Origin of the sequence: Umezawaea sp. NPDC059074 (assembly GCF_042738955.1) — a bacterium.
GTDB lineage: Bacteria > Actinomycetota > Actinomycetes > Mycobacteriales > Pseudonocardiaceae > Umezawaea.
On record NZ_JBHYHC010000201.1, the window covers coordinates 1 to 12,058 of the forward strand.

A 12,058-nucleotide genomic window follows, 5' to 3' on the forward strand; every position below is an offset into this window, starting at 1 on the left:
AACACCCCCCCCCGCTCGGGGGGGCGCCCCCGGCCCCCGCGCCCCCCCCCCCCCCGCCCACCCCCCCGCGGCGCCCCCCGGCCCGGGCCCCCCGCCTCGCCCGTTGTGCGCCCTGACCTCGGCGATCTTCAGTCGGCGGCGGTGTTCGGCAAACCCCTGGGAACAACCGGTTTCACCCGTCCGGCGGCGGTCGGAGCGCATCCGGGTCAGCAACGCGGAGTGGTCGCCCATCCACGTTCAGCAAACTCCAATGTAACGAATCGATAACGCGGTGAACTCGATTGAGGGACGCCTGACCAACCGTGCGTATGCCCGTTTGAGTCGGCCTCAAACGCCGTGCTCGGAGGAAGCACCCCGACGACAGAGGCGAGTATCGAATGACCCGGACCGGTGGGCGACACCAAATCTCGCGCAGAACCAAGCTCGCCACGCTCGGCGCGGCCGTCGCGATCGCCGCCGGCGCGGTGGTCGTGGTCACGACCACCGGCGACGACGAGGCGTACGCGGACGGGGTGGACAGGTCCCTGTTCGTCGACATCACCAAGGTGAAGCCGAACGTGCAGGCCGTCCAGAAGCAGCGCGGGGCGACCACGGGCACCTTCACGGTGAACTGCGGCACCAACAAGAACGGGCACTTCAACGGCGACAACTTCATCGCCGCGCCCGGCGTCGAGAACGGCGCGCAGCACCTCCACGACTACGTCGGCAACCTGTCGACGAACGCGAAGTCCACCAACGAAAGCCTTCTGGCCGCGGGCACGACCTGCCGCAACGGTGACAAGTCGGCCTACTTCTGGCCCGTCATCCGGATCGACACGGCCGACGAGGAGGCCGAGGCGAAGGTCGACCAGAACGCGCCGAAGGTAAACGACAAGGCCGCGATCGACAAGGACGTGGCGGCGAACGAGAACGCCGCCCCCCTGCCCGAGAGCGCCACCCAGACCGCGAACCCGCCCGCCAAGGTGGAGGAGCGCAAGGCCCAGGCGGCCGAGGACAAGAAGGTCCAGGAAGCCCCGCGGGTCGTGTGCCCGGACGTCGCCAGCAAGCTCGAGGACGTTCCCGAGGCGGCCGTTCCCGAGATCAACAAGCAGCTCGACAAGGTCGACAAGGTCACCGACGACGCGGACAAGAAGCTCGCCGCGGAGACCAAGGACGCCCCCAAGGTCAACGACAAGGCCGTGGTCGAGCCCGCCAAGAAGGCCGAGGTGCTCAACCCGCTTGAGGACCAGCGCAAGGCCGCCATCGACCAGATCGCCGCTCTGCTGAAGCAGCTCCAGGACCAGATCGCCGACCTCCAGAAGCAGCTCGACGCCCTCAAGGGCCTCGACCAGTGCGGCGTCAAGGACGGCAACAACCCCGACCCCATCAAGGACGGCTCCGGGAACAGCGAGACCCCGCCCGCCCAGACGCCTCCCGCGGGCGGCAAGGACGAGGACGCCAACAACGAGCTGCCCGGCAACGACGGCGTGATCCAGCGCCCGGAGAAGGCCGAGCTCACCTTCCGCGGCAGCCCGGTCGGCAAGGTCGTCGCGATGCCGAAGTTCCTCCGCGTGCTCTACGGCGACGCGAAGATCTCCATCAACGGCACCAAGAACGCCCGCGACTCGTGGACCTGCTCCGGCTTCGAGGACAAGGTGCAGATCAAGCAGTACCCGATCTGCCCGAGGGGCGCGAAGGTCAAGCGCATCCACGACTTCCCGAGTTGCTGGGACGGCAAGAACACCGACTCCGCGAACCACCGCACGCACATCGTGTTCCCGGACCCGAAGACCGGCAAGTGCGGCCAGGGCTTCAAGGCCGTGCCGCAGCTCCGCGTGACCCTGACCTACAACATCCCCAGGGACATCCAGAAGAAGGGCCAGTACAAGGTGGACTCCTTCCCGACGGAGAGCCACAACCCGGTCAGCGACCACGACGACTTCGCGAACGTGATGTCGCAGAGCATCATGAACCGCCTGGTCAACTGCGTGAACCGGAACAAGAACTGCCGCGAGTAGTCGGCACGGCTTCCGGGTAGAACTCTTCCGGATAGAACTCTTCCGGGTAGGACTTACGAAGGTAAGCGATACGCGGTCGGACGAAGGCCACCTCGGCGGCGGGGTGGCCTTCTCCGCGTCTTCAGTACCTCTCGGCGTTGGCGAGCAGCAGCGGCCACGTCGGCAGCGTGACGCCGTCGATCGTGGAACCGCCGAACCCGAGCACCGGACCAGGCCCCGCGGTGATCGCCGCCGGGAAGTCCAGTGCGGGGGCGGACACCTCGTCGAGCGCCGCCACGTGCTCCGGCGCGAGGGTCGTCCCGAGCGAGGACACGTTGGCGCGCAACTGCTCCACAGTCCGCGCGCCGATGAGCGTCGACGACACCGCGGACCGGCCGCGCACCCACGCCAGCGCCACCTCGGCCGCGCCGACGCCCAGGTCGGCCGCCACTCGCGCCACCACGTCCAGCACGCGCCAGTCCGCCTCGGTCAGCTCGGCGGTGAGACCCGCCCGCGCGCTGTCCGTCGGCACACCGCCGCGGACGTGCTTGCCGGACAGCCTGCCTCCGCTCAACGGGCTCCACGGCAGCACGCCCATGCCCAGCGCCTCGGCCATCGGCAGCAGCTCGCCCTCGGACGTGCGCTCCAGCAAGGAGTACTCGACCTGGAGCGCCGTGACCGGCGTCCAGCCGCGGAAGCGGGCGGTCGTCTGGGCTTCCGCCGCCACCCACGCGGGCACGTTGGAGAAGCCGACGTACCGGACCTTGCCCGCGGCGACCAGGTCGTCGAGCGCCCGCTGGGTCTCCTCGAGCGGTGCGCGGCGGTCCCAGCCGTGCAGCCAGTACAGGTCGACGTAGTCGGTTCCCAGTCGCCGCAACGACTCCTCCAGTTGCGCCACGACCGCCTTGCGGCCCGCCCCTCCCCCGTTGGGGTCGCCGGGGTGCAGGGTGGCGAAGAACTTCGTGCTCAGCACGACACGATCGCGCAGACCGGGGCGGGCGGCGAAGAAGTCGCCGATGATCTTCTCGGAGTGGCCGTTCGTGTACGTGTTCGCGGTGTCGACGACGTTGCCGCCGCCGTCGAGGTACTCGGCGAGGATCGCCTCGGAGGTCTCGGGGCTGGAGCCCCAGCCGTTGTCCTCGCCGAAGGTCATGGTGCCGAGCGCGAGCGGGCTGACGCGCAGGCCGGACCGGCCGAGGGTGGCGTAGGAGTCGAGTGAGGTCATGGCTCCCATGACACCAGCGGAGGCCGTCCGGCCCTAGGCGGATGGTGCGAGCGGCTTGCACGATCCTGTCAACGTTGCCAGTTCTGTGCTTGACTGGGCGGATGGACGCGACCCGCCTGACGGAGGTGCTGGCCCGCCACGCGCGCGACGGCCTGACCCCGACGGCCCTGCCCGACGTCTCGGTGATGCTCGCGCGGAGGACCACGGAACCGTTGGGGGACATGGTCGAACCGACCGTCGCCGTGATCGCCCAAGGCGTCAAGGAGACGGCGGTGAACGGCCGCGCCCACACCTACGGACCGGGCCAGGTGTTCATCGCGACGGTCGACCTGCCCGTGGTCGGCCGGATCGTCCGGGCCTCCGACGACGAGCCGTTCCTGGCCGCCGTGCTGCGCTTGCGCCCGGAGCGGATCGCCGCGCTGCTGCTCGACACCGCGCCACCCCACGACCGCGTGCCCGCCACGCCGTCCGGGATCGCCGTCACCGACGCCTCCCCCGCGCTGCTCGACGCCGTGGTCCGGCTCGTCGGGCTGCTGGACGCGCCGGACGACGCCGCCGCGCTGGCGGACGGCGTCGAACGGGAAGTGCTGTGGCGGCTGCTGACCGGCCCGCAGGGCGCGGTGGTGCGGCAGATCGGGTCGGCCGACAGCAGGCTCACCCACCTGACCCGCGCGATCCGCCGCATCCGCGACCACTACGCCGAAGTGCTGCGGGTCGAGGACCTGGCCGCACTGGCGTCGATGAGCCCGTCGTCGTTCCACCGCCACTTCCGGGCGGTGACCTCGATGACGCCGATCCAGTACCAGAAGAGCATCCGCCTGCACGAGGCCAGGGCCCGCCTGCTGGCGAGCCCCGGCGACGTGGCGGGCGTGGGGTACTCCGTCGGCTACGACAGCCCGTCGCAGTTCAGCCGCGAGTACCGGCGCGCGTTCGGCGTCCCGCCGAGCCGTCACCAGGCGACGGGCAGCTCGTAGACGCCGTAGACGAACCCGTCGTGCTTGAACGGGACGGACTCGAAGTCCGTCGCGAGCCGCAGGTCGGGGATCCGGCGGTAGAGGGTCTGGTAGGCGATCTGGAGCTCCAGCCGGGCGAGCGGCTGGCCGAGGCACTGGTGGACGCCGAACCCGAACGCGAGGTGGTTGCGGGGCTCGCGGGTGAGGTCGATGCGGTCCGGGTCGGGGTAGACGTCGGAGTCGCGGTTGGCGATGTCGTTGGGCAGGACCACGCCCTCCCCCGCCTTGATGACCTGGCCCGCGATCTCGATGTCCTCCAGCGCCACGCGGCGGCGACCGCCGTGGGTGATGTTGAGGTAGCGCAGCATCTCGTCCACGGCGCTCGCGACGATCTTGGGGTCGTCGGTCTCGCGCAGCAGCGCCATCTGCTCGGGGTTGCGCAGCAGCGCGAGGGTGCCGAGCGCGATCATGTTGGCGGTGGTCTCGTGGCCCGCGATGAGCAGCAGCACGGCCATCTGCGTGGCGCCCTCGTGCGTCAACTCCCCCGCCTTGACCCGCGCGCCGAGGCTGGACAGCAGGTCGTCGCCGGGGTTCTCGACCTTCTTCGCCACCAGGCGGCCGAGGTACTCGGCCAGCGCGCCCGAGGCCTCCATCCGCACCTCGGGCGTGGAGTTCCGGTTGATCAGCGTCCTGCTGTTGGACTGGAAGAAGTCGTGGTCGGCGTACGGGACGTCGAGCAGGTCGCAGATCACCAGCGACGGCACCAGCAGCGCGAACGCCTCCACCAGGTCGGTCGGGTTCGGCCCGGCGAGCATGGCGTCGATCGAGTCGTCGACGATCTTCTGGACGGCGGGCCGCATGGCCTCGACGCGCTTCACCATGAACGCCGAGCCGACCATCCGCCGCAGCCGGGAGTGCTCGGGGTCGTCCATGCCGATGAAGCTCAGCGACGCGTTGCCCGGCGCCTGCCGCGGGTACGTCGGGTGGGTCATGTCCGCGCTGATCCGCTTGTCGGTCAACAGGGTGCGCTGGTCGGCGTGCCGGGTGACGAGCCACGGCGTGCTGCCGTCCCACAGCTTCACGCGCGTCAGCGGAGCCTCCTCCTGCAACGTCCGCAACGCCGGGGGCGGGTCGAACGGGCAGCCCTGCGCCCTCGGCATCGGGAACTCGGGAACACCGGCCGTGTCCAGGGTGCTGGTCATCGTCGTCCTTCCAAGATCGGGTCGAGCAGGCGTTGGCGGTGCTGCCTGGCCTGCTTGGGCATGTTCCAGCCGAGGACGCCGACGGCCCGGTCGTCGCGCCGGTAGACGGCGACGAACCGGCGGGCGGCGAGGTCGCCCTCCACGACGGTTGCCTCGGCGTCGGGGGTCGGCGTGCCGTGGACGTGGATCCTGGCGTCGAACTGGTCGGTCCAGAAGTACGGCACGGGCGTGTAGACCCGTTGCGCGCCAAGGATGTTGTCCGCCACGAGCGCGGCCTGCTCGGTGGCGTTCGTGCGGTTCTCCAGCCGCAGCGGGACGCCCAGCAGGTCGTGGTGCCAGCGGGCGACGTCCCCGACGGCGTGGACGCCCTCGGCCGCCTGGCAGCGCGCGTCGCACACCACCCCGTTGTCCAGCGCCAAACCGCTGCCGTGCAACCACTCCGTGGCGGGAACCGCCCCGAGCGCCACCACGACGACGTCCGCCGGGAGCACCTCGCCGGTGTCCAGCCGCACGCCGTCGACCCGGCCGTCGCGCCCGGTCAGCCCGGTCACGGCGGCTCCGAGCCGCAGGCGCACGCCGCGGTCCGCGTGCAGGTCGGCCAGCGCCGTGCCGACGAGCAGCCCGAGCTGTGCTTCCAGGGGCGTGCGTTGCGGGCCAGCCAGCGTGACGTCGAGGCCGAGACCCCGTGCTGTGGCGGCGACCTCCGCGCCGAGCACGCCGTCGCCGACCACCACGAGCCTGCGCCCGGCGACGAGGTCGGCCCGCAGCGCCAGCGAGTCGGCGAGCGTGCGCAGGACGTGGACGCCCGCGAGGTCGTCGCTCCCCGGCAGCGTTCGGGCGCGCACCCCGGTCGCGATGACCACGGCGTCGGCCGCCAACTCCCGCCCGGAGGCGGTGCGGACCGAGCGCGCGGGCACGTCCAGCGCCACGGCCGGGTCGCCGAGGACGAACCGCGCGTCCAGCGCCTCGCTCGGGCGCAGGTGCGCCCGGTCCGGCTCCCACGTGCCCGCGAGCACCTGCTTCGACAGCGGCGGCCGGTCGTACGGCGGGTGGACCTCCTCGCCGAGCAGCGTCAGCTCACCGCCGTACCCCTTGCGCCGCAGCGCTTCCGCCGTGGCGAGCCCGGCGGCGGACGCGCCGACCACGAGCACGCTCGCGGGCTCGGTCACGCCTCCAGCGCAATCGCCGCCGCCGGGCACACGCCCGCCGCCTCGCGGACCACCGCGTGCAGGTGCGCCGGCGGCTCCGCGTCGAGCAGCACCACGACACCGTCCTCGTCGCGCTGGTCGAACACGTCCGGCGCGGCCAGCACGCACGACCCCGCCCCGCAGCACTTGTCCTCGTCCACGAAGACCTTCATCCGCTGTTCCCCTTCACCCTCGTTCACGCGCCGGTGACCGGCGCGAGCCACATCCCGACGATCGCGTCGACCAGTCCGGTGGCGGTGTCCTCCCAGGTGGCCCTGGACGTCGGTGTCCCCTCGGCCAGCGCCCGCTCGCGCTCGGCGCACGTGTGCGTGATGAGCGTGCGGGCCATGGCGCTGCGCTCGAGGTGCACCGGCAGCGGCACGGCGGGCAGGCACCGGTTGAGCCCGTCGAGGATCCGCCGCATGGGTTCGGTCGACAGCGCCTCGTCGATGATGATCTGCCGCAGGCTGGGGTCGGTCATCACCTGCGCGCCGAACCGCGCGTACCAGGTGGGGCTCCCCAACTCGGCCAGGTACTCGGTGAGCGGCCGCACGAGGCACGCCACCCAGTCCCGCACGTCGTCGCTGCGGCCGATCTCCACCAGCATCCACTCGCGGGCCCGCTCCACCGGTTCGGCGTGCCGCCGCACGATCGCGCGCACCAGCTCGGCCTTCGTGCCGAAGTGGTAGCCGACGGCGAAGTTGTTGCCCTGCCCCGCCGCCTCGCCGACCTGGCGGTTGGAGACCGCGAACACCCCGTGCTCGGCGAACAGCCGTTCCGCCGCCACCAGGATCAGCTCGCGGGTCTCCGCGGCCCGGCTGCCGGTCACCACCGCACCGGCACCTCGGTCAGCCCGCCCACCACCAGACCGTCGACGCGCTCCAGGTCACCGGCGAGTTCCAGCCCTGGCAGGCGGCGCAGCAGCACGTCCAGCACGGCCTGCAACTCGGTGCGGGCCAACGACTGCCCGAGGCACGAGTGCGAGCCGAACCCGAAGGCCAGGTGCGCGTTCGGGCTGCGGTCCAACGCCATCTCGGCGGCGTTCTCGAACGTGGTCTCGTCGCGGTTGGCGGCGGCCAGGCTGCACACGACCGTCGTGCCGCGCGGGATGACCTCGTCGCCCACCTCGGCGTCCTCGGTGATGTAGCGCGGGATGCCGAAACCCGGGTTGGCGTCCAGCCGGAGCGCCTCCTCCACGGCGGTGCGCACCAGCGACGGGTCCGCCAGCAACGCCTCCCACCGGCTGCGGTCGGCCAGCAGCATCCCGACCATCTTGCCGATCATGTTCGCGGTGGTCTCGTGCCCGGCGACCAGCAGGCCCTGCGCCGTGGACAGCAGCGCCTCGTCCGGCAGCACGTGGCCCGCGCCCGCGGCGGACGCGATCAGCTCGCTCACCAGGTCGTCGCCGGGGTTCTCCCGCGTGGCCGCGATGTGCGCGGACATGTAGTCGCGGAACTCCGCCTGCGCCACGTCGATCTCGGCCTGCGTGTAGCGGGTGAGGCTGAGGAGGGTGTTCGACCAGTAGGCGAACTTGTCGCGGTCGCTCTCCGGCACGCCGAGCATGTCGCAGATGACCCACACCGGCAGCGGGAAACCCAGTGCCGCCTTGAGGTCCGCAGGCTGACCGGTCGCGACCATGTCGTCGATCAGCTTGTCCGCCATGGCCTCGATGCCGGGCCGGAGCGCGGTCATGCGCTTGGCGGTGAACCACTTGCCGACCATCCGCCGCCACTGCTGGTGCGTCTCGTCGGGCATCGCCTTGCCCAGCGCCCCGTTGAACACGCCGCCGGACTCGTTCGCGGCGATGCGGGCCGCGTCCGGCGCGTCGAGCCGCCTGCGGAACCGCGGGTCGGCCAGCACCTGCTTCACGTCGTCGTAGCGCGTCAGCAGCGTCGCCCCGTCCCCGCTGGGGAGGCGGACGTGCGCGACCGGGCACCGGTCCCTCAGCTCCGCCCACTCCGCGGGCGGTTCCAGGGCTTCCGGGGACGGGATGGGGTAGTAGAGAACCTGATCGGCCTCACCGCGTGGCACCGCGACCTCCTCCGTGTTGATCTCGGACGAGGTCCAGCTAAGCGAGTTTTGCCGATTGAGTCAAGCGACTGACTTAATTCCGCGTCAGGTGTGCGCGCTCACCTGCCCGTGATCGGTCAGCCGCGAGGAGTGACGGGCGCGAGCCACAGGCCGGTGACCGCGTCGACGACCCCGGTGGCGGCCTCGTCCCACGACGACCGCGGCGTGCCGCTGTTCTCGGCCAGTGCCCGCTCGCGCTCGGCGAAGCAGTGGACCATGAGGTGCCGGGTCATGTCGCCGCGCTCGGCGCGCACCTCGGCGGGCACGTCCGCGAGGCAGCGGCCCAACCGGTCCACGACCTGCCGCAGCGACGGCGTGGCCAACGCCTCCTCGGCCATGATCCCGCGAAAAGCCGGATCGGTCGTGACCTGCGCCCCGAACCGCGCGAACCACGTCGGGTCCCCGAGCGAGGCGAGGTGCGTGGCGACCGGCCTCACCAGGCAGTCCACCCACACGCGCACGTCGTCGGACTCCCCGGCGGCGATCACAGCGTCCATCCGCAACGGCTCGATCCGCGCCTGGTGCCGCCGCACGATCGCCCGCACGAGATCGGCCTTCGTGCCGAAGTGGTAGCCGACAGCGGCGTTGTTGCCCTGCCCGGCGGCGGCACTGATCTGCCGGTTCGACACCGCGTAGAGCCCCTGCTCGGCGAAGAGCCGCTCCGCGGTCCGCAGGATGTGCCCACGAGTAGCCCCAACCTGCTCCGCCCGCGGGGTTCTACCCAGGTCAGTCACCACGATCACCACCGTACAGCCACTCCGGACAGCCACCGCTCCCCAGTCCCCGCAGGCTGCCACACGAGGACCACCCACCGTCCTGATCGGACTCGATGTCCGATTAGTGAAGCTGTGTCGCTTCTCGGAGTCAAGCAACTGATTTAAAACACGGTTGCCAGGAGGGCGGTGGATGCGGGTGAACGGTCCGTTCAGCCGCCCGCGCAACTCGGACTTCCCACGTGAACGGCCCGCTCAACGCCCCAGGAGCCCAGTTCGCTACACGAACGGTCCGTTAAGCCACACCGACAACCCGAACCCCCCGCGTGAACGGTCCGTTCGGCCGCCTTCATGAGCCCAAAGCCGGCATCAACGGTCCATTCAGCCGACCCGGCAATCCCGCCCCGCATGAACGGTCCGTTCAGCCGACCCCGTGGCCCATGCCCGTGTGAACGGTCCCTCCACCCAGGACACCAACCAAGGACACCCGCCCGGAACACCAACCCCTACCGGCTGGCCACCAAGCCGTCCATCAGCAGGTCCAGCAACCGTTCCGCCAAGTCCAACTGCGGCGGCTTTCCCGAGGCGATGGCGATCCCCGTCAGGCTCGCCACGACGTCCGACGCCGACACGTCCCGTCGGACGCTGCCGTCCGCTCCCCCCGCTTCCAGCAGGCTCGTGACGGAGGTGAGCATCATCTCCCTCGTGTGGTCGTACGGGTTCACGCCGGAGTCGATCAGGGCGCGCAGGGCGTCGGCCATGCCGATCTTGGCGTTCGCGTAGTCGATGAACCGCCCCATCCACGCCCGGAGCGCCTGCGCCGGCGGCAGGGTGTCCAGGAGTTCGGCGGAGGCCTCGCAGAGTTTGCGCAACTCGCTGCGGTAGGCGGCTTCGATCAGGGCTTCGCGGGTCGGGAAGTTGCGGTAGAGCGTGGCCGGGCCGACGCCAGCTTCCTTCGCGATGCGGTCGAGGGTGGCGTCCAGGCCGTCGCGGGCGAACATCACGACCGCTGTGGAGAGGATCTTGTCGCGGTTGCGCCGCGCGTCGGCGCGGAGCGGGCGGCCCTCGATCCTGCCCATGCGGTCGGCTCCTTTTCAGGTTGCAAGCGGAGACTGCTATCACTTAGCCTCGATAAGTGAGAGTGCCCTCCACTTTAGGGGTTCGAGGGCCTCCAAGTGAGACAGATGTGACAAAGGCACGCGAAACACCCGAGTTCGAGAGGACCGACTGTGCCACCCACCACGCGCAGTGACATCTCGTTGCGGGTCAACGGGGAGACGCACGCGCTCACCGTCGACAACCGCACCACGCTCCTCGACGCGCTGAGGGAGAACCTCGGCTTGACCGGTACCAAGAAGGGCTGCGACCAGGGCCAGTGCGGCGCGTGCACCGTGCTGGAGGACGGCAGGCGAGCGGTGTCCTGCCTGCAACTCGCGGTCGCGGCCGAGGGCGCCGAGATCACCACGATCGAGGGCATCGCCAGTGAGGACGGCCTGCACCCCGTGCAGGAGGCGTTCCTCGAACTGGACGGCTACCAGTGCGGTTACTGCACGTCCGGCCAGATCTGCTCGGCCGTCGCCGTGATCCGGGAGCACGCGGAGGGCTGGCCGAGCGCCGCCACCGACGATGTGCGGCCCGACGCGGACCCCGCCCCGCTGGACGCGGCGGAGATCCGCGAGCGCATGAGCGGGAACCTGTGCCGGTGCGGGGCCTACTCGGCCATCGTGCGCGCGGTGGCCCGTGCGAGCGAAGAGACGAAGGTGACGGTGTGAAGGAGTTCGGCTACAGCCGCGCGACCGGGGTCCGCGAAGCGGTCTCCCTGCTCGCGGGCGACCCCGCCGCCCGGTTCCTCGGCGGCGGCACGAACCTCGTCGACCTGATGAAGGCCGGGGTGGAGAACCCCGACCTGCTGGTCGACGTCCGCAAGCTCGAACTCGGCGGGGTCGACGCGCGGGCCGACGGCTCGCTCGTCATCGGCGCGACCGTCACCAACAGCGACCTCGCGGTCCACCCCGAGGTCCGGCAGCGCTTCCCGGCGCTGTCGCAGGCCGTGCTGGCGGGCGCGTCCGGGCAGCTGCGCAACATCGCCACGGTCGGCGGGAACCTGTTGCAGCGCACCAGGTGCGGCTACTTCGCCGACGTCAGCCGCCCGTGCAACAAGCGGGTGCCCGGCAGCGGCTGCCCGGCCATCGCGGGCGAGCACCACAACCACGCGATCCTCGGCGCGTCCGACCACTGCGTCGCCACCCACCCGTCCGACATGGGCGTGGCGCTGGCGGCGTTCGACGCGGTCGTGGCGTACGAGACGGTCGACGGTCCCGGCGAGCTGCCGCTGGCGGACTTCTACCTGCCGGTCGGCGACACCCCGCACGTCGAGACGGCGTTGCCCGCGGGCGCGCTGATCACCCACGTCACGGTGCCCGCGGCCCCGGTCGCGGCCCGGTCCCGCTACCGCAAGGTCCGGGAGCGCGCGTCGTACGCGTTCGCCACCGGGTCGATCGCGGCGGCGCTCACCGTCGAGGACGGTCTCGTCCGGGACGTGCGGATCGCGTTCGGCGCGGTGGCCTCCCGGCCGTGGCGCGCGTACGCGGCCGAGCGGGCGCTGCTCGGCGGACCCGCGACGCCCGCCGCGTTCGGCGACGCCGCCGACGCCGAGCTGGCGGCGGCGAAGCCGTTGGCGCACAACGGGTACAAGGTGCCGTTGGTGCGCAACCTCGTGGTGTCCCTGTCTC

The 12,058-nt window shown here is 71.2% G+C and carries 12 protein-coding genes; 4 read left to right on the top strand and 8 right to left on the bottom strand.

Annotation, left to right across the window (positions count from 1 at the left end; all coding sequences use genetic code 11):
* The first annotated feature begins 377 nt into the window (after positions 1 to 377).
* Positions 378 to 1,997: a DUF1996 domain-containing protein gene (locus tag ACFWW9_RS43530; protein WP_390389064.1), complete on the top strand. Its 1,620-nt coding sequence runs from the start codon at positions 378 to 380 to the stop codon at positions 1,995 to 1,997.
* Positions 1,998 to 2,118: 121 nt separating this feature from the next.
* On the opposite strand, the gene ACFWW9_RS43535 is transcribed toward ACFWW9_RS43530, so the two are convergent.
* A complete protein-coding gene (locus ACFWW9_RS43535) occupies positions 2,119 to 3,201 on the bottom strand; it encodes an aldo/keto reductase (protein ID WP_390389065.1) in 1,083 nt (360 codons plus the stop codon).
* Between the two features lie 101 nt (positions 3,202 to 3,302).
* On the opposite strand from ACFWW9_RS43535, the gene ACFWW9_RS43540 reads away from it, so the two are divergent.
* Complete coding sequence (locus tag ACFWW9_RS43540) at positions 3,303 to 4,175, top strand: AraC family transcriptional regulator N-terminal domain-containing protein (RefSeq protein ID WP_390389066.1); 873 nt, start codon at positions 3,303 to 3,305, stop codon at positions 4,173 to 4,175.
* Here ACFWW9_RS43540 and ACFWW9_RS43545 read toward each other — a convergent pair.
* From ACFWW9_RS43545 to ACFWW9_RS43575, 7 genes are all read right to left on the bottom strand, one after another.
* A complete protein-coding gene (locus tag ACFWW9_RS43545; protein ID WP_390389067.1) occupies positions 4,151 to 5,356 on the bottom strand; it encodes a cytochrome P450 in 1,206 nt (401 codons plus the stop codon). The genes ACFWW9_RS43540 and ACFWW9_RS43545 overlap by 25 nt on opposite strands.
* Positions 5,353 to 6,525 (bottom strand): NAD(P)/FAD-dependent oxidoreductase, encoded by a 1,173-nt coding sequence (locus ACFWW9_RS43550; protein ID WP_390389069.1) that lies wholly within the window; start codon positions 6,523 to 6,525, stop codon positions 5,353 to 5,355. The genes ACFWW9_RS43545 and ACFWW9_RS43550 overlap by 4 nt, the downstream gene beginning before the upstream one ends.
* Positions 6,522 to 6,716 (bottom strand): ferredoxin, encoded by a 195-nt coding sequence (locus tag ACFWW9_RS43555; protein ID WP_390389071.1) that lies wholly within the window; start codon positions 6,714 to 6,716, stop codon positions 6,522 to 6,524. The genes ACFWW9_RS43550 and ACFWW9_RS43555 overlap by 4 nt, the downstream gene beginning before the upstream one ends.
* A gap of 23 nt (positions 6,717 to 6,739) precedes the next feature.
* Complete coding sequence (locus ACFWW9_RS43560; protein ID WP_390389073.1) at positions 6,740 to 7,375, bottom strand: TetR/AcrR family transcriptional regulator; 636 nt, start codon at positions 7,373 to 7,375, stop codon at positions 6,740 to 6,742.
* The gene (locus ACFWW9_RS43565) at positions 7,369 to 8,574 is read right to left on the bottom strand and encodes a cytochrome P450 (RefSeq protein ID WP_390389075.1); all 1,206 of its coding nucleotides are present in this window, start codon (positions 8,572 to 8,574) and stop codon (positions 7,369 to 7,371) included. The genes ACFWW9_RS43560 and ACFWW9_RS43565 overlap by 7 nt, the downstream gene beginning before the upstream one ends.
* 116 nt (positions 8,575 to 8,690) lie before the next feature.
* Positions 8,691 to 9,359: a TetR/AcrR family transcriptional regulator gene (locus ACFWW9_RS43570; protein ID WP_390389077.1), complete on the bottom strand. Its 669-nt coding sequence runs from the start codon at positions 9,357 to 9,359 to the stop codon at positions 8,691 to 8,693.
* 473 nt (positions 9,360 to 9,832) lie between these two features.
* Positions 9,833 to 10,405 carry a TetR/AcrR family transcriptional regulator gene (locus ACFWW9_RS43575; RefSeq protein WP_390389079.1) on the bottom strand — a complete coding sequence of 191 codons (573 nt, stop codon included), beginning with the start codon at positions 10,403 to 10,405 and terminating at the stop codon, positions 9,833 to 9,835.
* Between the two features lie 150 nt (positions 10,406 to 10,555).
* On the opposite strand from ACFWW9_RS43575, the gene ACFWW9_RS43580 reads away from it, so the two are divergent.
* Together ACFWW9_RS43580 and ACFWW9_RS43585 are read left to right on the top strand one after the other, a co-directional pair.
* Positions 10,556 to 11,098 carry a (2Fe-2S)-binding protein gene (locus ACFWW9_RS43580; RefSeq protein WP_390389081.1) on the top strand — a complete coding sequence of 181 codons (543 nt, stop codon included), beginning with the start codon at positions 10,556 to 10,558 and terminating at the stop codon, positions 11,096 to 11,098.
* Positions 11,095 to 12,058: FAD binding domain-containing protein (locus ACFWW9_RS43585; protein WP_390389083.1), on the top strand; the 964-nt coding region annotated here is incomplete at its 3' end. The genes ACFWW9_RS43580 and ACFWW9_RS43585, both read left to right, overlap by 4 nt.

Excerpts from the sequence above, each read along its gene's own strand:
- ACFWW9_RS43530 (WP_390389064.1), top strand. The coding sequence starts at position 378 with ATGACCCGGACCGGTGGGCGACACCAAATCTCGCGCAGAACCAAGCTC.
- ACFWW9_RS43535 (WP_390389065.1), bottom strand. The coding sequence starts at position 3,201 with ATGACCTCACTCGACTCCTACGCCACCCTCGGCCGGTCCGGCCTGCGC.
- ACFWW9_RS43540 (WP_390389066.1), top strand. The coding sequence starts at position 3,303 with ATGGACGCGACCCGCCTGACGGAGGTGCTGGCCCGCCACGCGCGCGAC.
- ACFWW9_RS43545 (WP_390389067.1), bottom strand. The coding sequence starts at position 5,356 with ATGACCAGCACCCTGGACACGGCCGGTGTTCCCGAGTTCCCGATGCCG.
- ACFWW9_RS43555 (WP_390389071.1), bottom strand. The coding sequence starts at position 6,716 with ATGAAGGTCTTCGTGGACGAGGACAAGTGCTGCGGGGCGGGGTCGTGC.
- ACFWW9_RS43575 (WP_390389079.1), bottom strand. The coding sequence starts at position 10,405 with ATGGGCAGGATCGAGGGCCGCCCGCTCCGCGCCGACGCGCGGCGCAAC.